Origin of the sequence: Rhizobium sp. Root274 (genome assembly GCF_001429245.1) — a bacterium.
Lineage (GTDB): Bacteria > Pseudomonadota > Alphaproteobacteria > Rhizobiales > Rhizobiaceae > Allorhizobium.
Window position 1 is genome coordinate 988,578 of record NZ_LMJE01000007.1, and the last position, 18,931, is coordinate 1,007,508.

Consider the following 18,931-nt stretch of genomic DNA (forward strand, 5'->3'; position numbering starts at 1 on the left):
AGTGCGCGATAGATTTTAATAGGAATGACTTGCAAGAACTGGACGCCGATGATGTTGCTGAAGCTTGCCCGCCATCTGTTTGCCCTGGCACTTTTGCTGCCGGGTGCTGCGCTTGCTGCAGACAAGCCGAAGGTGGTCACCACCTTTACCGTGATTGCCGACATTGCCCGCAACGTTGCCGGCGATGCGGCCGACGTCGAGAGCATCACCAAGCCGGGCGCCGAAATCCACGGCTACCAGCCCACCCCACGTGACATCCTGAAGGCCCGCGACGCCGATCTGGTGTTGCGCAACGGGCTTTATCTGGAAGCCTGGTTCGAAAAATTCCTCGCCAATCTCGGCAGCGTGCCGACCGTAACCGTCAGTGACGGCGTCGAGCCGATCAGCATCGGCGGCGGTGCCTATGAAGGTAAGCCGAACCCCCATGCCTGGATGTCGCCTGACAATGCGCTCATCTATGTCGAGAACATCCGCAAGGCCCTGAGCGACATCGATCCCGCCAATGCGGCCATCTACGAGGCCAATGCCAAGGCATACTCTGCCAAGATCCGTGCCGAGATCGAGCCGCTGAAGGCAGAGATTTCAGCCGTGCCGGAAAACCAGCGTTGGCTCGTCACCAGCGAAGGCGCCTTCTCCTATCTGGCCCGCGACCTCGGTCTGAAGGAACTCTATCTCTGGCCGATCAATGCCGACAGCCAGGGCACGCCGCAGCAGGTCAAGGCGGTCGTCGACGCTGTGATCGCCAACAAGATCCCGGTGGTCTTTTCCGAAAGCACGGTGTCCGACAAGCCGGCCAAGCAGGTAGCGGCCGAAACCGGTGCTGCCTATGGCGGCGTGCTCTACGTGGACTCACTCAGCGAAGCCGACGGCCCCGTTCCGACCTACATCGATCTCCTAAAGGTGACGGTGTCCACCATTGCAAAGGGCCTTGCCGGATGATCATGGGATCGCGCGATCGAAGAGCCCATCGCGGCGCCCCCTCTGGGATCGCTGCAAGTGACGTCACCGTCACCTATCGCAACGGCCACACGGCGCTGCGCCATGCAAGCTTCGAGATCCCGCCCGGAACGATCACCGCCCTGGTCGGCGTCAACGGCGCCGGCAAATCCACCCTCTTCAAGGCGATCATGGGCTTTGTGCCGGTGGCCTCAGGCGAGATCTGCGTGCTCGGCATGAGCGTAAAGGAAGCCTTGAAGCAGAACTTGATCGCTTATGTCCCCCAGGCCGAGGAGGTCGACTGGAACTTCCCCGTGCTGGTCGAAGACGTCGTGATGATGGGCCGCTACGGCCACATGAGCTTCCTACGCATTCCCTCGAAACACGACCATGCGCTCGTCGATGGTGCCCTTGCCCGTGTCGGCATGACCGACTACCGCAAACGCCAGATCGGCGAACTCTCCGGCGGCCAGCGCAAGCGTGTCTTCCTCGCCCGGGCCTTGGCGCAGGAAGGTCAGGTGATCCTGCTCGACGAACCCTTCACCGGCGTCGATGTCACCACAGAGGAACAGATCATCGGGTTGATGAAAGACCTGCGCGCCGAAGGCCGGGTCATGCTAGTCTCGACCCACAATCTGGGCAGCGTTCCCGACTTCTGTGACCGCACCATCTTCGTCAAGGGCACCGTGATCGCCTCCGGCAAGACCGAGGACACCTTCACCGAAGAGAACCTCAAGACCGCCTTCGGCGGGGCACTCCGCCACTTCGTGCTCTCAGGCACCGACCTGCATGACGATGAAGACGGTCGCGAGGTGAAGGTCATTACCGACGACGAACGTCCCTTCGTCATCTATGGCACGCCGAAACCGGGAGCCGCCGATGCTCGCGACCCTGGTTGAGCCCTTCACCTATGATTACATGCGCAATGCCATTCTGGTGTCTGCGCTGGTCGGCGGCGTCTGCGGCTTCCTCTCCGCCTATCTGATGCTGAAGGGCTGGTCGCTGATCGGCGACGCGCTGTCTCACGCCATCGTCCCCGGCGTCGCCGGTGCCTATATGCTGGGACTGCCCTTCGCCTTCGGCGCCTTCCTCTCCGGCGGACTGGCGGCGATCGCCATCCTCTTCCTCAACCAGCGCACCAAGCTGAAGGAAGACGCGATCATCGGCCTGATCTTCACCTCTTTCTTCGGCCTCGGCCTGTTCATCGTCTCGATCTCGCCTGTGTCGATCGACATCAAGACCATCGTGCTCGGCAATATCCTCGCTATCACCCCGACCGATACGCTGCAGCTCGTTCTGATCGGCGGCATCAGCCTCCTCGTTCTGACGCTCAAATGGAAGGACCTGATGGTGACCTTCTTCGACGAGAGCCATGCCCGCTCGATCGGGTTGAAGCCCGAACGCCTGAAGATCATTTTCTTCACGCTGCTGGCCGCCTCCACGGTCGCGGCCATGCAGACCGTCGGCGCCTTCCTCGTCGTCGCCATGGTCGTGACCCCCGGTGCCACCGCCTATCTCTTGACCGACCGCTTCCAGCGCCTGATCCTGATGGCGCTTGCCATCGGCGCCGGCACCAGCTTCGTCGGCGCCTATGCGAGTTACTTCCTGGATGGCGCGACCGGCGGCATCATCGTGGTGCTGCAGACCGCGATCTTCCTTGCCGCCTTCTTCTTCGCGCCCAAGCACGGCCTTTTCGCCGCCCGCGGCCGCGCGAGGGAAGCGCTGGAGCCGCTGCCATCAACCGCAGCAGTCTCGACGCCGCATCTGGGCAAGGAACGCCCGGCATGAACGAAACCCTCGAACTTGCTCTCCTCCCCTTCCAGCTGCCCTTCATGCAGACGGCCTTCGTCGTCACGCTGATGATCGCGGTCCCGATGGCGCTCTTGTCCTGCCTGCTGGTGCTCAAAGGCTGGTCGCTGATGGGCGATGCCGTTTCCCATGCCGTCCTGCCTGGCGTCGTCATCGCCTATATCATCGGCATCCCGCTTGCCATCGGCGCCTTTGTTGCCGGCCTCTTCTGTGCGCTGCTGACGGGCTTCATCAAGGAAAACAGCCGGATCAAGGAAGACACGGTGCTCGGCATCGTCTTTTCCGGCATGTTCGGCCTCGGTCTGGTCCTCTATGTGCAGGTCGAAAGCTCCGTCCATCTGGATCACATCCTGTTCGGCGACATGCTCGGGATCCTGCCATCCGACCTGATCGAAACCGGCGTGATCGCCCTCTTCGCCACGCTTTTCCTGGTGGTCCTCCGCAAGGATCTGCTTGCCCATGCCTTCGATCCGCAGCACGCCCAGGCGATCGGCCTCTCGGTCCGTCTGCTGCATTATGGCCAGCTGACCGTGCTGTCGCTGCTCGTCGTCGGCGCATTAAAAGCCGTCGGCATCATTCTATCGGTCGCCATGCTGGTTGCCCCCGGCGCCATTGCCTTTCTGCTCACCAAACGCTATGGCACGATGCTAGTAATGGCCGTCGCGGTGGCCGTCACCTCGTCGCTAACGGGCATTTATTTGAGCTTCTTCATCGACAGCGCCCCTGCCCCGACCATCGTGCTGATCATGAGCGGCATCTTCGTCGCAGCCTTCCTGCGCACGCTCTGGCAGGCGCGGGGCGTGAACCGGATCGCAGCAGAAGCGGACATGTGATCAGGCTCGGCTTGCCATGGATCAAGTCCGCAAGGGCAGCGGCGGATTAAGGTTTCCTCATCAACACGAGGATGCATGCCCATGGCGACGCTGAAACTGCTTGAACATCCCACGAGGCACCTGTTTTTCACCGGCAAGGGCGGCGTCGGCAAGACATCGCTCAGTTGCGCCACCGCGATTGCCCTCGCCGATCAGGGCCTGAAAGTCCTGCTTGTCAGCACCGACCCCGCCTCCAATCTCGATGAGATGCTGGGCGTGGCCCTCGGCAGCCACCCCAAACCCATCCCCGAGGTGCCGTGCCTGTTCGCCCTGAACATCGATCCAGAAACGGCCGCCGAAGACTATCGCTCACGCGTACTCGATCAGATGGGCCCTGAAACAACGGACAAGGATCGCGCAACCGTCCGCGAACAGCTCTCCGGCGCCTGCACCACGGAAATTGCCGCCTTCGATGAGTTCGTCGGTCTCCTGGCGGATGAGCAGCCGGAATACGATCACATCATCTTCGACACCGCCCCGACTGGCCACACCCTGCGCCTTCTCAGCCTGCCCAAGGCCTGGACCGGCTTTCTGGAGGCAAACGAGCGCGGCGCTTCCTGTCTGGGCCCTCATTCCGGCCTGAAGATGCAGGAAGACCGCTTCCGCACGGCACTGGAATGCCTCGGCGATCCCGCCCGCACCACCATCGTGCTTGTGACACGGGCCGATCGCGGCGCGATCCGCGAAGCCGCCCGCACGGCGGGTGAACTCTTAGAGCTCGGCCTCGCCAACCAGATGCTCGCAGTGAACGGCCGCTTCATCCCAACCGACCCCAGCGACCATATTGCAGGGGCCTTCGCCGCGGAGCAGACAAAAGCACTCGCCGAACTTCCTCCGGCCCTCTCGGCCTTGCCCCGTGACGAAGTGGCTCTCAAGCCCTTCGACATGGTGGGAATTGCCGCCCTACGCGAGCTTCTGTCCGAAACCTCCATCACACCGCCGGACCTTAGCGCAGACGACGCTTTCGAAAATCCGGACCTGCCTCGCCTGTCGACGCTGGTCGATGAGATCGCCTCAAGCGGCAAGGGCCTTGTCATGGTCATGGGCAAGGGCGGCGTCGGCAAGACAACGGTCGCAGCCGCCGTCGCCGTCGGACTGGCCGCCCGTGGCCACACGGTCCACCTCACCACCACCGATCCGGCGGCCCACCTTTCCTTCGTCGTCGGTGCGGACGCGATGCCGGGGCTGACAGTAGACCGCATTGATCCAAAAGCGGAGACCACCCGCTACATCGACAAGATCATGTCGACCAAGGGGCGCGACCTTGATGACGACGCCAAAGCCTTGCTGCGGGAAGATCTCGCCTCTCCCTGCACGGAGGAGGTCGCGGTCTTCCACGCCTTCTCCCGCGTCGTCGGCGAGGCCAGATCGAACTTCGTCGTCATCGACACCGCACCGACCGGCCACACGTTGCTGCTGCTCGACGCCACCGGCGCCTATCACCGCCAGATGACGCGCCATCTCGACGACGCAGCTCCCGGCCGCATAGTGACGCCCCTGATGCGGCTGCAGGATCCGGCCTATACGAGGGTGATGCTGGTGACCCTACCGGAAACGACTCCCGTCTCGGAAGCGGCTGCCTTGCAGGAAGATCTGCGCCGCGCCGGCATTCAGCCCTATGGCTGGGTTATCAATAAATCCATGGCAATGACCGGAACCCGCGATCCATTGTTGCGCGCCCGCATCCGGGGCGAGAAGGCACAGATTGAGCGGGTGAAGCACGATTGTGCGGAACGGATTTACGGCCTGGACTTCCGGCCAGTGGCGCCGGTGGGACTGACGGAACTTCTACGGATTGCGCAGGATCTGTGACGGGATTGCTCACCTTGCAGCATCACGCTCGGGCATCCTCTTCGGCGCGCTTGACACGGCGCGAAACGACCCATTCCCGCCAGACGGTGAACAAGCCGGCACCGACGACGATTGCGGCGCCAACGACCGTGTTCCAGCGCAGGACTTCGCCGAACACGGTAACGGCAATCACTGCTCCTAGCACAAGCTGCCAGTAGGAGATCGGCTGGACCACCACCGCGTCGAGATTTTCATAGGCCTTGATCAGCGCCAGATGGCCGACAATGCCGGTGCAGCACAGGCATCCCATCCAGACCCAGTCCATCGCCGAAAACGGGATCCAGAAAAAGGGGCCGAGGATATTGGCGCCGATGAAACCGACAATGGCGAGATAGAAGAAACTGGTCGACGGCCCGTCGTCGCGACTGACGAGGCGAGTGGCAATCGCATAGACGGCGCCGAGCACGGCACAGATGAGCGGCAGGACGACATAGATGTTGAACCCGTCCGCCCCTGGCGACAGCATGATCAGCACGCCGACCAGACCCGCCGAAATCGCCGTCCACCGCCGCCAGCCGACCTTTTCACCGAGGATCGGCATCGACAGCAGCGCCACGAAGATCGGTCCGGCGGCAAAGATCGCCTGGCTCTTCGCCAGCCCGACATGCGTGAAGGCGACGATCGAGATCAGGATCTGGGAGAACAGCAACAAGCCGCGCAGGATCTGCAGAAACGGGCGCTTGGTGTTGATGGCGGTCCGCAGACCGCCTCGCGAGCGCATGGCGAGAAACACGGCGAAGGCGACGAAGGCCCAGTAGCGCACCATCGCCACCTGCACCGGCGAATAGTCGCCGCCGAGATGCTTCGACAGACCGTCCTGGATGGCAAAAACGGAAAAGGCGAGAAAGGTAAAGCTATAGCCGAGCGGCGTCGATTTCATGATGGGGAACGAAAGCCTGGAAGGAGACGAATCCGTGGATGAACCAACGGCGCGGGCAAATTGATCCTACACGCGGAGATTTGTTTTCCTAGGCTTGAATTGCACGGCTGCCATGCAGTCTGACAACTGCGCAAGCCGCCTTGCCCGCGGCAGCCTCTCCGTGCTTGATTGGGCCATGGCCTTCACATTCCGTCAGCTGCAATATTTCGTCGCCGTCGCCGAGCAAGGTTCCGTCACCCGTGCGGCGCAGAACCTCTCCATTTCACAGTCTTCGGTCACCGAGGCGATCAAGGAATTGGAGGGCGATCTCGGCGTCGAGCTCTTCGAGCGCCACCCGCGCGGCCTGTCGATCACCTATAACGGCCACCAGTTCCTCCGGCACGCGACGAAGATCCTGGCCACCGTCTCGGATGCCCGCCATGTCTTCGCCGAAACGAAGAGCAATACCGGCGGCACCCTCAATATCGGCGTCACCTCGCTCGTCGCCGGCTACGTGCTCTCGGATCTGCTTGCCCGCTACCGCCGCGCCTGCCCGGGCGTGGAAGTCTCGGCGATCGAGGACAATGGCTCCTATCTCGAACATCTCCTGATCGGTGGCGAACTGGATGTCGCCGTCATGGTCATCTCCAACCTGCGCGACCGCATGGCGCTGCAAGCGGAAATCCTGGAAACCTCGCCCTACCGCCTCTGGCTGCCCATCGGCCATCCGCTCGTCTCGGCAGATATCATCTCGATTGCCGATATTACCAAGGAGCCGCTGATCATGCTGACGGTGGATGAAATTGAGGAGAATACCGGCAAGCTCCTCTCGGCACTCGGCGCCCGCCCGCATGTCGCCTTCCGCACCCGCTCGGTCGAAGCGGTTCGCAGCCTGGTTGCCACCGGCGCCGGCGTGGCGCTGCTGCCGGATCTCGTCTACCGCCCCTGGTCGCTGGAAGGCGACCGCATCGAAAGCCGCGACGTCTCCGGTGCCCTGCCCGTGGTGCAGGTCGGCATGGTCTGGCGCAAGGGCTCGAGCCTGCCCCAAGCGGCGCGGGACTTTGTGGGGATTGCCGAAGCGAGCCGCAGCGGGCGGGTCAGGTAATCCTCAGCGTAGCGATTACCCCTCATCCGGCTGCCGCCACCTTCTCCCCGTCAACGGGGAGAAGGGCACCGGGGCTGCCGTTCTGCCCCTTCTGCCGGCCTGCGGGGAGAAGGTCCCGGCAGGGGGATGAGGGGCATCACGCCAAATCTGCGAAAATCATGTTGCCATCGGAAAAACCGATAACACCATTCTGACGAATGAATTTGCGAATGCGGTTAAATCGCGGCAACTTTCCAGGCGGGAACAATGGCCGCAAAAACGCGGCCTCACACACGGGAGACCTCGCGATGAAGTCGATATTGAAATCCTGCACCGTCCTCGCCTCCGTATTGAGTTTGACCACTGCCGCCGTCGCCCAGGAGCCGCTGAAGGAACTCGGCCCCGGTGAAGGCGCGCTCTCCATCGTCGCCTGGGCCGGCTATATCGAGCGCGGCGAGACCGACAAGGCTTACGACTGGGTCACGGACTTCGAAAAGTCGACCGGTTGCAAGGTCTCGGTGAAGACAGCCGCCACCTCGGATGAAATGGTCGCCCTGATGAACGAAGGCGGCTTCGACCTCGTGACCGCCTCGGGCGATGCCTCGCTGCGCCTCGTCGCCGGCAAGCGCGTCCAGCCGATCAATACCGCCCTCATCCCCTCCTGGAGCACCATCGACGAGCGCCTGCAGAACGCTCCCTGGCACACCAAGGACGGCGTCCATTACGGCACGCCTTACGTCTGGGGCGCCAACGTCCTGATGTACAACACCGAAGCCTTCAAGGGCGAAGCGCCGAAGAGCTGGAAGGTCGTCTTCGAAGAGCAGACCCTGCCCGACGGCAAATCCAACAAGGGCCGCGTCCAGGCCTATGACGGCCCGATCTATGTTGCCGATGCCGCCCTCTACCTGATGGCGCACAAGCCGGAACTTGGCATCAAGGACCCCTACGAGCTGAACGAAGACCAGTACAAGGCCGCGCTCGACCTGCTGCGCGGCCAGCGCCAGCTTGTCGGCCGCTACTGGCACGACGCGATGATCCAGATCGACGACTTCAAGAACGAAGGCGTCGTTGCCTCCGGCTCCTGGCCGTTCCAGGTCAACTTGATGAAGGCCGAAGGCGCCAAGATCGACTCCACCTTCCCCGAGGAAGGCGTGACCGGCTGGGCCGATACGACCATGCTGCATGTCGACAGCAAGCACCCGAACTGCGCCTATATGTGGATGGAGCACTCGCTCTCGCCCAAGGTCCAGGGCGACGTCTCCGCCTGGTTCGGCACGGTGCCCTCCGTCCCCGCCGCCTGTAAGGGCAACGCGCTCTACGGCGACGAAGGCTGCAAGACCAACGGCTACGAACACTTCGACCAGATCAAGTTCTGGCGCACGCCGACCTCCAAGTGCGAAAGCCAGGGCGAATGCGTCCCCTACCACCGCTGGGTCTCCGACTATATCGGCGTGATCGGCGGACGATAACATCCCACCTCCCCCTTGAGGGGGGAGGTCGCGCGGCACGCGCGGGTGGGGGTGATCTTTTGCGCTTTGAAACGTCAAGGGTCACCCCACCCCGGACCTTCGGTCCGACCCTCCCCCTCAAGGGGAGGGTGTAGACCCCCGCTGGCCTTTTGCCGGCACCATACTGAAATTCTGGAGCCCCCATGACCGCAGCCGTCTCCTTCTCGAAGGTCTCGCGCCATTTCGGCAGCGTCAAAGCCGTCGACAGCGTCGATCTGACCGTCGCACCTGGCGAGTTCTTCGCCATGCTCGGCCCCTCGGGCTCCGGCAAGACGACCTGCCTGCGGCTGATTGCCGGCTTCGAGCAGCCGACCGATGGTCATATCGAGATCTTCGGCGAGACCGCCGAGGGCGTGCCGCCCTATCGCCGCCACGTCAACACGGTGTTCCAAGACTATGCCCTCTTCCCGCACTTGAACATTCTCGACAACGTCGCCTATGGCCTGATGGTCAAGGGCGTCGCCAAGGCCGAGCGCCACCGCGAGGCTGAAAAGGCCTTGGAGATGGTCAAGCTCCCCGGCTACGGCGCCCGCAAGCCGGGCCAGCTCTCCGGCGGCCAGCGCCAGCGCGTGGCGCTCGCCCGCGCGCTCGTCAACAAGCCGAAAGTGCTGCTGCTCGACGAACCGCTCGGCGCGCTGGACTTGAAACTGCGCGAGCAGATGCAGGAGGAGTTGAAGAGCCTGCAGCGCGCGCTCGGCATCACCTTCGTCTTCGTCACCCACGACCAGGGCGAAGCCTTGTCGATGGCCGACCGCGTCGCCGTGTTCAACGACGGCAAGATTGTCCAGGCCGGAACGCCTGAGGATATCTACAACCGCCCGAAGACCCGCTTCGTCGCCGATTTCGTCGGCTCTTCCAACGTCATCTCTCCCACGGACATGAAGGCGCTCGGCGGCGATGCCCGCTGGACGAGCCTTCGCCCCGAGGCAATCCGCATCGCAAGCGAAGGCGGCATGCCGGCTCTTGTGCGCTCGACCAGCTTTTTGGGGGCCGCCACCCGCCTTTTCGTCAACGCCGGCGCAACACCGCTGTCGATCACCGTTCCGGCAGGTCAGCCCGTGCCAAAGCCGGGTGAAACAGTTCGCCTGACCTGGGCCTCGCAAGACGCCCACCCCATGGAGGACGAGGCATGACAGCGCCCGCCTCAACCGTCATCCTCGATGGCCGTCAGGGCCTGATGGGGCGGCTCTCGGATCTGTTCTGGCGGCGTCCCAACCTGCTGCTGGTGCTGATGCTGGTGCCGCCCCTGCTCTGGCTTGGCATCATCTATGTTGGCTCGCTTCTGGCACTTTTGCTGCAGAGCTTCTTCTCGATCGACGAGTTTTCCGGCCTGATCAATTACGAGTTCACGCTCGCAACCTACGGCCAGCTGCTGCAGCCGGCGAATTTCGACGTCATCCTGCGCACGCTGCTGATGGCCGCCGCTGTCACCGTCGCCTCGGTGGCACTCGCCTTCCCCATTGCCTATTACGCCGCCCGTTACGCACAGGGAAAATGGAAGGCCGTCTTCTATCTCGGCATCATGCTGCCGCTCTGGTCGAGCTATCTCGTCAAGGTCTATGCCTGGAAGCTCATCCTCGCCAAGGAAGGCATCCTTACCTGGATCTTCGAGAAGTTGCACCTGACTTGGCTGCTGGATGCAATTCTCGCCATCCCCGTCATCGGCGGAAGCTCGCTGTCGATCAGTTATATCGGCACCTTCATCGTCTTCTGCTATGTCTGGCTGCCCTTCATGATCCTGCCGATCCAGGCCTCGCTGGAGCGTGTGCCCGGCAACCTGATCGAAGCCTCGGGCGATCTCGGCGCCGATGCGCGCCAGACCTTCCGCCACGTGCTTCTGCCGCTGTCGCTGCCCGGCATCGTTGCCGGCTCGATCTTCACCTTCTCGCTGACGCTGGGTGACTACATCATCCCGCAGATCGTCGGCACCTCGCGACTGTTCATCGGTCAGGCCGTCTATGCCCAGCAGGGCACCGCCGGCAACATCCCGCTTGCCGCCGCCTTCTCGGTCGTTCCGATCGTCATCATGGGCATCTATCTTACCATCGCAAAACGTCTGGGGGCCTTCGATGCGCTCTGACCGTCCCCAATCCGCAGGCCTGCCGCTGAAACTCGCCGCCGGCCTCGGCCTCGCCTTCCTGCATCTGCCGATCCTGCTGATCTTCGTCTACGCGTTTACGACGGAGGAAAAGAGCTTCCAGTGGCCGCCTCCGGGCTTCACCACCAAATGGTTCGCGGTCGCCTGGAACAGACCGGACATCTGGGAAGCGCTAGGCCTGTCGGTGCGGGTCGCCAGCATCTCGACAGTGATTGCGCTGGTCCTCGGCACGCTCGCGGCGGCTGCCGTCGCGCGCACCAAATTCTTCGGCCGGGAAGCGATCTCGCTCCTCGTCATCCTGCCGATCGCCCTTCCCGGCATCATCACCGGCATTGCGCTGCGCTCCGCATTTTCGCTCGCCGAAATCCCCTTTTCGGTCTGGACGATCATCCTCGGTCACGCCACCTTCTGCGTCGTGGTCGTCTACAACAATGCCGTCGCCCGCTTCCGCCGCACCTCGGGTTCCTTGATCGAGGCTTCGATGGATCTTGGCGCCGATGGCTTCCAGACCTTCCGCCATGTGATCCTGCCGAACATCGCAACGGCTCTTCTGGCCGGCGGCATGCTTGCCTTCGCGCTGTCCTTCGACGAGGTCATCGTCACGACCTTCACCGCCGGTCAGCAGACGACGCTGCCGATCTGGATGCTGGAAGAGCTGATCCGCCCGCGGCAGCGCCCGGTGACCAATGTGGTTGCGATGGTCGTCGTCATCGTCACGTTCCTGCCGATCCTGGCAGCCTATTATCTGACCCGCGATACCGACCAGGTGGCCGGAAGTGGCAAATGAACCTCCACGTACCGTGCGGTATGACCGCCGGTCTCGCTATTGAAGTGCAATGAAAGGGAGAACGACATGGACACCCAGATGCTGATCGGCGGCAAGTTCGAAGCCGGTTCCGAGACGGAAGAGAAGATCCTCAATCCGAAGACCGGCGACGTGATCGTCGATCTCCCCGAAGCCTCGATTGCCCAGGTCGATGCCGCCGTCGACGCGGCCGAAGGCGCCTTTACCAGCTGGTCGCAGACGACGCCCGGTCAGCGCGCCGGCTACCTGCTTGCCATCGCCGATGCGATCGAGAAGGAAGCGTCCGCCTTCGCAGCACTCGAAAGCCTCAACTGCGGCAAGCCGATCAATGCCGTCTTGAACGATGAAATCCCGGCTGTCGTCGATTGCTACCGCTTCTTCGCCGGCGCCATCCGCACACTGCAGGCCCCCGTATCGGGCGAATACCTCCCCGGCTTCACCTCGATGATCCGCCGCGACGCCGTCGGCGTCATCGGCTCCATCGCGCCGTGGAATTACCCGCTGATGATGATGGCCTGGAAGCTTGCCCCCGCACTTGCCGGCGGCAACACCATCGTCTTCAAACCGTCCGAGCAGACGCCGCTGACGGCGCTGAAACTCGCCAAGGTTATGGCCGACATCCTGCCGGAAGGCGTCATAAATGTCGTGCTCGGCCGCGGCGAAAGCGTCGGTAATGCGCTGATCAACAACCCGAAGATCGCGATGGTCTCGATCACCGGCGACATCGCGACCGGAAAGAAGGTGCTGACGGCTGCCGCAAAGACCGTCAAGCGCACGCATCTGGAACTTGGCGGCAAGGCCCCTGTCATCATCCATGACGACGCCGACATCGAGGCCGCCGTCTCCGCCATCCGCACCTTCGGCTACTACAATGCCGGCCAGGACTGCACCGCCGCCTGCCGCATCTATGCAGCCGACAAAATCTACGACCGCTTCGTCGCCGATCTCGCGAGCGCCGTCTCCACCATCAAGTTCAACCAGGCTGATGATGCTGATAACGAAATTGGCCCGCTGATTTCCAAGCGCCAGCGCGACCGCGTCGAAAGCTTCGTCACCCGGGCTGCCGAACACAAACACATGGAAGTTGTCGCAGGCGGCAAGCTCGGCTCCGACAAGGGCTTCTTCTACACCCCGACCGTTATTGCCGGCGCGACACAAGACGACGAAATCGTCCGCCGCGAAGTCTTCGGACCCGTGGTCTCCGTCACCCGCTTCACCGAAGCCGAACAGGCTGTCGCCTGGGCCAACGACAGCGACTACGGCCTTGCCTCCTCCGTCTGGACCAAGGACATATCCCGCGCCATGCAGACCGCCGCCAAGCTGCGTTACGGCTGCACCTGGATCAATACCCACTTCATGCTGTGCAACGAAATGCCCCATGGCGGCATGAAGCAGTCCGGCTACGGCAAGGATCTCTCGCTCTACTCGCTGGAGGACTACACGACCGTCCGCCACGTGATGATCGCGCATTGAGGTCCGTCAGGCCCTGCTAGCCAAGTATGCTGAGGGCCGGGCCTTTCTGTGCGAAGGCGGAAGTTTACCCTGACGCGGCAAACCGGTGGCGGCGAAGCGTCGCCACCGATATCATGGCCCGGCAAATCACGGAGCCATGCATGCGGCATAAACTGATTACCACACTCTTGGCCACCAGCTTCGGTATGGCCTTTGCTGGTCCGACCGCGCATGCCCAGCAGCCGCAAGTTATTCCCGCACCCGAAATCGGCGGCAATGCGCCCCTGATGGATGCCTATCTCTGGCATGTGCGTGGCCTGCCGCCTGGCCAGCGCCTTGCCGTCTATTCCGGCGCCGGACCCAAATTCCGGATCATTGACGCGCTCGACGAGGGAACCCCGATCGAGCGGCTCTCGTGCAAGGACAGCCGGGGTGGCTATTGGTGCCGCATTGCGACCGTGGACCACCCGCGCATCTCTGGTTGGGTGGATGGGCGGTTTCTGTTGGAAGAGACCGGATTTGCGCCGCCCCAGGAAGAGCGCAACGCACCGCTGGAGCCGGAAATCCTGATCGACCCCTTCGAGAAGCCACGACGGCGTTGAGCGCTTCTCCTCATGCGTTAGCACTAGCGCGTCTTGGTCAGTCTTCCCGCCGTTCTTCGCTCGGTCGATCCCGCTCATAATGGTGTTTGACCGCAAACGCCGGCAACCAGGCCTCGCGGCGGATGGTCCAGAGTTCGTAGGTCGGGCGGAAGACATCGATGGCATCGAGCGAGCCGAGATTGACCTCGACTTCGTCATCGCTTCGGCTGAAGACCGAAGAACCGCAATCGACACAGAAATGACGGCCGCGATAGTCGCGCGTCTCGCCGGTGACGCGAACCCGGGCATCCGGGTAGATTGCCGAGGCATGAAACAGCGCGCCGTGATGCTTGCGGCAATCAAGACAGTGGCAGACCCCGACACGGTAGGGCTCACCCTCGGCTTCGATCCGCACGCTGCCGCAAAGGCACCCTCCGGTGATGATGGCCATGACTTGTCTCCCTCGAAGTCCGCCCGGTCCGACATGAACCGAGCCTGGCAACAGCGTCAGCCGCTCTCCTGTCTCAAACTTTGCGAACGACAAATTTGTTGCGCCGGTGAGACCGCCTGGCAAGCGTTGTCTTTTCCCCTGAACCTGATGCATCATGTTCCATGGCAGCGCTCGCTGTTTCAGTCAGGGACATTTATAGGAATGAGTTTATTCTTGAGAGCGGCGAAGGCCGCCCAATCGCTGGCTGCGGTTTGTGAAAGAACTGCGGTCGCAGCGGGTTTGTGTTTCATCTTTGCATCTTCAGTCCTTGCCCAGACGCCGACGCCGCCCCCCGTGACCATCATCGTCAAGCCCGGCCAGGCGGCTGCGGATATCGACGCCGCCATCAACGCTGCCGAACAGGCCGGACGGCAGGTTATTCTTCAGGTGGAGACGGATCCGCAGACAGCCGGTTCGACCAATGCGTCTGCCACACAGTCGACACCGGCAACACCGGCGACCCCGGCAACGCCGGTCGTTGCCATGGACAGCATGTGGATGTTCGGCGATCTCATCACCGCGTTCCAACTGGGGATACAGCGGGCCATCGACGGCTTCACCGGCCTGCCCGCCGCATTCCAGTCCAGCTGGCAGATTCTGAAGGCGGAGGAAGAGGGACCTTCGCGAGCCGGCTTCGCGGCCCTTTTCTCCTCGCTGGCGGGGCTCGTCACCGCCTATCTCTTACGCATGGCCCTTGCACGGCTTTCTCGACGGTTTCATCCGAAGCACGCTTTTTACATCGCGTCACTACGGCTGGTCTTCGACGCCATCGCCATTCTGACCTTCGTCGCTGTTTCCTATCTTATGCTGCAACATATCGCCGTCACGCGCACCTTCACCAGACAGGTGGCCGGCTCCTTTATCGCCATTTTCACGGGTGGTCTCATTTATGCGGCGGCAGGACGATTTCTGTTCAAGTCGAATGGTGAGACCCGACCCCCGCTGCTCGACATCGCCCGACCGCACTGGCACTTCCGCATGCTGCTCGCCTACGGGCTCCTGAACTCCTTCATCGCTAACTCGGTTCGCCTCGCCGATGTCCGGATGGTCGATACGGAAGCGGCGGATAGCTGGCTTTTCCTGACCGTCTCGATCCTGACAATCCTGAAGCTCTGGTGGTTCATCGCCGGCCGCAGAGACATCGCCAACGTCTTCACCGGCAAGGAGGGCGGCCATATCCGCCGGGTTGTGGGCAATCTTCTCGCCGACTTCTATATCGTTTCTGCCATTCTGATCTGGTTCGTTGGCCTGCTCGTCGCGGGAACCGCGCAGAACACGGTCTGGGCCAAGGCTGCGGGCACGACACAGTTTCTGATGATCATGATCCCGGTTCTCGACCGCGCGATCGTCACGCTCCTGTCCACCTTGGCGAAGAAGCGGGAAGAGCAGCATGGCCGGGATTTCTTCGGCATTGTTCTGCGAAGCCTTGGAACCCCGCTTGCCGGGGCCGTATGGCTGCTCGGCCTTCACACGGTCGTGCAACTCTGGCAACCGCTTACCATGGGCGCCTCCTCGCTGATTACTGTCTGGCTGATGTGGCTGGAACGGCTTGCTTTCGCGCTCATTGTCAGCTGGACGATCTGCAGCTTCCTGCTGCGTTATTTCGATGCGGTGGCACCATCCAACGCGCCGGTCATTCCCGGCCGGGAAGACGAAGTGAAGGTCGAGACAAGCCGCATCAGCACCATCCTCCCCGTGGTCAGAAACCTGATCCTCGGCGCTGTCGTCGCGATCGCCGGCCTCGTCATCGTCTCGACCGCCGGCGTCGATGTGGCGCCGCTGCTCGCCGGCTTCGGCGTGCTGGGTCTTGCGCTGTCCTTCGGCTCACAGACCCTCGTCAAGGACGTGGTCTCCGGTATCTTCTTCCTCGCGGAAGACGCCTTCCGCATCGGCGAATACATCGACACCGGCAAGCTGGTCGGAACGGTCGAACAGATCTCGCTGCGGTCGGTCCGGCTTCGCCACCACAATGGCCCGATCCACACTGTTCCGTTCGGCCAGATCAGTTCAGTGACCAACTTCAGCCGCGATTGGGGCACCATCAAATTCGAACTGCGCTTCGAACGCGATGCCGACCTCGAGGTGATCCGCAAGATCGCCAAAAAGGTCGGCCTCAGCCTTCTCGACCATCCGGAATTCGGCGACACCTTCCTGGTACCCGTCAAGATGCAGGGCATCCATGACGTCAACGAGACCTCTATGGTGGTCCGCTTCAAGTTTACCGCCCGGCCCGGCAAGCCGAGCTTCATCAAGCGGGAGGCCATGAAAATGTTGATGGCCGCATTCAAGGAAGCGGGTCTGCCGCTGGCGTCGAATGCTGTCGTGGTGCGCTCCGGCAGCGGTCACATGATGGAAGCTGGCGGCGCCGCCGCTGTCATCCCCCTTCAATCAGCAAGCTCGTGAACGGAAAATGGCCGCAGCGAAGGCTGCGGCCACTTCATGAACTCGTGCAGTGAAAGATCGTCTCCGATCAGGCAGCAAGCGCCTTGGCGATCTGGCCGCGCAGGGTGCCGAGATCCTTGGCAAAGCCGCGAATACCTTCGGCGAGCTTCTCGGTCGCCATGGCATCCTCGTTCATTGCCCAACGGAAGGCCTTTTCATCGAGGGAGACATGCGGTTCGGCCTTGATCGTGTCAGGCGACAGCGCACGGGTGAGCGTGCCTTCAGCCGCGTTCAGTTCGTCCAGCAGTTGTGGGCTGATCGTCAGGCGGTCACAACCGGCCAGCGCTTCGATTTCGCCGGCATTGCGGAACGAGGCGCCCATGACGATCGTGCCGATACCGTTGGCCTTGTAGTAGTTGTAGATAGAGCGGACCGAGACGACGCCCGGATCGGTCTCGGAGGTATAGTCCTCACCCGTCGACTTCTTGTACCAGTCGAGAATGCGACCGACGAAGGGCGAGATCAGGAAGACCTTAGCTTCCGCGCAGGCAATCGCCTGAGCCTTGGAAAAGAGCAGCGTCAGATTGCAGTCGATGCCTTCTTTCTGCAGCACTTCGGCAGCCCGGATGCCTTCCCAGGTAGAAGCGAGCTTGATCAGGATACGGTCTTTTTCGATCCCGCGCTCCTTGTAGCCGGCGACGATCTGGTGCGCCTTTTCGACCGAGGCCTTGGTGTCGAAGGAGAGGTCGGCGTCGACCTCGGTCGACACGCGGCCCGGAACGAGTTCGGCAAGTGCTGCACCGACGGAAATGGCCATACGGTCGGCAATGGCGCCGATCACGGCCTCATCCTGACCACCCTTGGCCTTGCCCCAGGTGATCGCTTCCTGGAAGGCATCCTTGAACGCATCAGTGCCAAGCGCTTTCAGCACGATGGAGGGGTTGGTGGTGCAATCCACCGGCTTCAGGCGCCGGACGGCCTCGATGTCACCGGTATCGGCGACCACGGTCGTCATGGAACGAAGCTGTTCGAGTTTCGAGGTCATCAGGTCATCCTTCGGCTGGCGAAAAGAGTTGGCGACCGCCATCGAAACGCCGGTCATGATAGCCCGGACTATCGCCACTGGGCGACGACAAAGTCAAGACATATGCCCTTTGAATTTGACATAAGTATCAACCCAACGGATAGTAAGGGTCGAAGTTCCCACATCGAGAGAAATCTTGGCGAAACTCAGACGCGATACCCATTCGAGCTATACCGACGCGAGCGCACTCCGCATCCGCGCCGCCTGGCTCTATTACAATGAGGGCCTGACGCAGAAGGACGTGGCAGACCGGCTGGGCATCAGCCGCTCCACCGTTATCCGTATGCTGGACGAGGCAAGAAAGCGCGCCGAGGTGCAGATCTGGATCAGCGACGGTGTCGCCGACTGCGTCGATGTCGCGGTTCGCCTGGAAAAGGCCTATGAACTCGATGAGGCCGTTGTCGTGCCCTCGCCCGATAGCCAGGAGGCAGACGCCATTGCCAAGGCGGTGGGCCTTGCGCTCGGCCAGTTCCTCACGGAAGCCATCACCGATGACATGACCATCGGCGTCGGCTGGGGCCGGACCATGACCGCATCTCTGTCAGGCTTTCGGCCGCCCCGGCGGGAAAATTGCAAGGTGGTCTCGCTGCTCGGCGGCATCGTCGCTGTACGCCAGACCAATCCGATTGACTACACGTGGCGGCTGGCGAACCAGCTCGGCGCGGAATGCTATATGTTCCTCGCCCCTTTGCTTGTGGATTCCATCGCCACAAAGCGAGCGCTGATCGAAGAGTGCGGGCTGAAGACCATCTATGATCTCGCCGAGAACCTCGATCTCGCGATCGTCTCCTGCGGTGACATCGGCCCCCGTTCCACATCGCTGTCGGAAGGTTTCATCAGCCACCAGACCCTGATGGAACTCGTCGAGGCGGGCTGCGTCTGCGACACCATGTTCAACTTCCTCGACGCCGAAGGCCGGGCGGTCGATCACCCGATCAACGAGCGGGTGATGTCGGTCGATCTCGATACGCTGAAGAAGGCGAAACACATAGTGCTGTCCTCAGGTGGCGCGCATCGTGCCAAAGCCATTCGCGCAACGATAAGGCGGATCGGGTGCAATACGCTGATTACCGATGAAGGCGCGGCGCGGGAGTTACTGGCGCTGGCGGCGGAGTAAGTC

General features: G+C 62.2%; 17 protein-coding genes. 14 read left to right on the plus strand and 3 right to left on the minus strand.

What is annotated here, in order from left to right; translation table 11 throughout:
- Window positions 1-51: 51 nt before the first annotated feature.
- The 5 genes from ASE36_RS13690 (at window position 52) to arsA (ending at window position 5,429) form a co-directional block, all read left to right on the plus strand.
- The gene (locus tag ASE36_RS13690; RefSeq protein WP_156378676.1) at window positions 52-939 is read left to right on the plus strand and encodes a metal ABC transporter substrate-binding protein; all 888 of its coding nucleotides are present in this window, start codon (window positions 52-54) and stop codon (window positions 937-939) included.
- 2 nt (window positions 940-941) lie between these two features.
- Window positions 942-1,835 (plus strand): manganese/iron ABC transporter ATP-binding protein, encoded by an 894-nt coding sequence (locus ASE36_RS13695; RefSeq protein WP_200945179.1) that lies wholly within the window; start codon window positions 942-944, stop codon window positions 1,833-1,835.
- Window positions 1,816-2,724, plus strand: coding sequence for a metal ABC transporter permease (locus tag ASE36_RS13700; protein ID WP_062280342.1), 909 nt, complete (start codon window positions 1,816-1,818; stop codon window positions 2,722-2,724). The genes ASE36_RS13695 and ASE36_RS13700 overlap by 20 nt, the downstream gene beginning before the upstream one ends.
- Window positions 2,721-3,578, plus strand: coding sequence for a metal ABC transporter permease (locus ASE36_RS13705; RefSeq protein ID WP_062280345.1), 858 nt, complete (start codon window positions 2,721-2,723; stop codon window positions 3,576-3,578). Before ASE36_RS13700 ends, ASE36_RS13705 begins: the two co-directional genes overlap by 4 nt.
- 81 nt (window positions 3,579-3,659) lie before the next feature.
- Entirely contained in the window at window positions 3,660-5,429 is a 1,770-nt protein-coding gene (gene arsA / locus ASE36_RS13710) for an arsenical pump-driving ATPase (RefSeq protein WP_062280347.1), read from the plus strand.
- 22 nt (window positions 5,430-5,451) lie between these two features.
- Here the strand turns inward: arsA and ASE36_RS13715 are convergent, their stop codons facing one another.
- Window positions 5,452-6,348, minus strand: coding sequence for a DMT family transporter (locus ASE36_RS13715; protein WP_062280350.1), 897 nt, complete (start codon window positions 6,346-6,348; stop codon window positions 5,452-5,454).
- Window positions 6,349-6,523: 175 nt separating this feature from the next.
- Here ASE36_RS13715 and ASE36_RS13720 point away from each other — a divergent pair, with 175 nt between their 5' ends.
- The 7 genes from ASE36_RS13720 (at window position 6,524) to ASE36_RS13750 (ending at window position 13,876) form a co-directional block, all read left to right on the plus strand.
- Window positions 6,524-7,432: a LysR family transcriptional regulator gene (locus tag ASE36_RS13720; protein WP_062281390.1), complete on the plus strand. Its 909-nt coding sequence runs from the start codon at window positions 6,524-6,526 to the stop codon at window positions 7,430-7,432.
- Between the two features lie 287 nt (window positions 7,433-7,719).
- Window positions 7,720-8,880 (plus strand): ABC transporter substrate-binding protein, encoded by a 1,161-nt coding sequence (locus ASE36_RS13725; protein WP_062280353.1) that lies wholly within the window; start codon window positions 7,720-7,722, stop codon window positions 8,878-8,880.
- A gap of 182 nt (window positions 8,881-9,062) precedes the next feature.
- On the plus strand, window positions 9,063-10,052 hold the full coding sequence (locus tag ASE36_RS13730; protein ID WP_062280356.1) for an ABC transporter ATP-binding protein: 990 nt from the start codon (window positions 9,063-9,065) through the stop codon (window positions 10,050-10,052).
- Complete coding sequence (locus ASE36_RS13735) at window positions 10,049-10,999, plus strand: ABC transporter permease (protein WP_062280360.1); 951 nt, start codon at window positions 10,049-10,051, stop codon at window positions 10,997-10,999. The genes ASE36_RS13730 and ASE36_RS13735 overlap by 4 nt, the downstream gene beginning before the upstream one ends.
- Window positions 10,989-11,804 carry an ABC transporter permease gene (locus tag ASE36_RS13740; RefSeq protein WP_062280363.1) on the plus strand — a complete coding sequence of 272 codons (816 nt, stop codon included), beginning with the start codon at window positions 10,989-10,991 and terminating at the stop codon, window positions 11,802-11,804. Before ASE36_RS13735 ends, ASE36_RS13740 begins: the two co-directional genes overlap by 11 nt.
- Window positions 11,805-11,870: 66 nt before the next feature.
- Window positions 11,871-13,295, plus strand: a complete 1,425-nt coding sequence (locus ASE36_RS13745; protein WP_062280367.1) for a gamma-aminobutyraldehyde dehydrogenase — start codon at window positions 11,871-11,873, stop codon at window positions 13,293-13,295.
- A 140-nt stretch (window positions 13,296-13,435) separates the two neighbouring features.
- The gene (locus ASE36_RS13750) at window positions 13,436-13,876 is read left to right on the plus strand and encodes an SH3 domain-containing protein (protein ID WP_244474745.1); all 441 of its coding nucleotides are present in this window, start codon (window positions 13,436-13,438) and stop codon (window positions 13,874-13,876) included.
- Between the two features lie 37 nt (window positions 13,877-13,913).
- On the opposite strand, the gene ASE36_RS22615 is transcribed toward ASE36_RS13750, so the two are convergent.
- The gene (locus ASE36_RS22615; RefSeq protein ID WP_062280370.1) at window positions 13,914-14,306 is read right to left on the minus strand and encodes a GFA family protein; all 393 of its coding nucleotides are present in this window, start codon (window positions 14,304-14,306) and stop codon (window positions 13,914-13,916) included.
- Between the two features lie 333 nt (window positions 14,307-14,639).
- Here ASE36_RS22615 and ASE36_RS13760 point away from each other — a divergent pair, with 333 nt between their 5' ends.
- Window positions 14,640-16,748, plus strand: coding sequence for a mechanosensitive ion channel family protein (locus ASE36_RS13760; RefSeq protein WP_162244218.1), 2,109 nt, complete (start codon window positions 14,640-14,642; stop codon window positions 16,746-16,748).
- 67 nt (window positions 16,749-16,815) lie between these two features.
- Here the strand turns inward: ASE36_RS13760 and tal are convergent, their stop codons facing one another.
- Window positions 16,816-17,772, minus strand: a complete 957-nt coding sequence (gene tal / locus ASE36_RS13765; protein WP_062281395.1) for a transaldolase — start codon at window positions 17,770-17,772, stop codon at window positions 16,816-16,818.
- Window positions 17,773-17,947: 175 nt separating this feature from the next.
- Here tal and ASE36_RS13770 point away from each other — a divergent pair, with 175 nt between their 5' ends.
- Complete coding sequence (locus ASE36_RS13770) at window positions 17,948-18,928, plus strand: sugar-binding transcriptional regulator (protein WP_062280377.1); 981 nt, start codon at window positions 17,948-17,950, stop codon at window positions 18,926-18,928.
- Window positions 18,929-18,931 lie beyond the last annotated feature (3 nt).

Excerpts from the sequence above, each read along its gene's own strand:
- ASE36_RS13690 (WP_156378676.1), top strand. The coding sequence starts at position 52 with ATGTTGCTGAAGCTTGCCCGCCATCTGTTTGCCCTGGCACTTTTGCTG.
- ASE36_RS13695 (WP_200945179.1), top strand. The coding sequence starts at position 942 with ATGGGATCGCGCGATCGAAGAGCCCATCGCGGCGCCCCCTCTGGGATC.
- ASE36_RS13700 (WP_062280342.1), top strand. The coding sequence starts at position 1,816 with ATGCTCGCGACCCTGGTTGAGCCCTTCACCTATGATTACATGCGCAAT.
- ASE36_RS13705 (WP_062280345.1), top strand. The coding sequence starts at position 2,721 with ATGAACGAAACCCTCGAACTTGCTCTCCTCCCCTTCCAGCTGCCCTTC.
- arsA (WP_062280347.1), top strand. The coding sequence starts at position 3,660 with ATGGCGACGCTGAAACTGCTTGAACATCCCACGAGGCACCTGTTTTTC.
- ASE36_RS13715 (WP_062280350.1), bottom strand. The coding sequence starts at position 6,348 with ATGAAATCGACGCCGCTCGGCTATAGCTTTACCTTTCTCGCCTTTTCC.
- ASE36_RS13720 (WP_062281390.1), top strand. The coding sequence starts at position 6,524 with ATGGCCTTCACATTCCGTCAGCTGCAATATTTCGTCGCCGTCGCCGAG.
- ASE36_RS13725 (WP_062280353.1), top strand. The coding sequence starts at position 7,720 with ATGAAGTCGATATTGAAATCCTGCACCGTCCTCGCCTCCGTATTGAGT.
- ASE36_RS13730 (WP_062280356.1), top strand. The coding sequence starts at position 9,063 with ATGACCGCAGCCGTCTCCTTCTCGAAGGTCTCGCGCCATTTCGGCAGC.
- ASE36_RS13735 (WP_062280360.1), top strand. The coding sequence starts at position 10,049 with ATGACAGCGCCCGCCTCAACCGTCATCCTCGATGGCCGTCAGGGCCTG.
- ASE36_RS13740 (WP_062280363.1), top strand. The coding sequence starts at position 10,989 with ATGCGCTCTGACCGTCCCCAATCCGCAGGCCTGCCGCTGAAACTCGCC.
- ASE36_RS13745 (WP_062280367.1), top strand. The coding sequence starts at position 11,871 with ATGGACACCCAGATGCTGATCGGCGGCAAGTTCGAAGCCGGTTCCGAG.
- ASE36_RS13750 (WP_244474745.1), top strand. The coding sequence starts at position 13,436 with ATGCGGCATAAACTGATTACCACACTCTTGGCCACCAGCTTCGGTATG.
- ASE36_RS22615 (WP_062280370.1), bottom strand. The coding sequence starts at position 14,306 with ATGGCCATCATCACCGGAGGGTGCCTTTGCGGCAGCGTGCGGATCGAA.
- tal (WP_062281395.1), bottom strand. The coding sequence starts at position 17,772 with ATGACCTCGAAACTCGAACAGCTTCGTTCCATGACGACCGTGGTCGCC.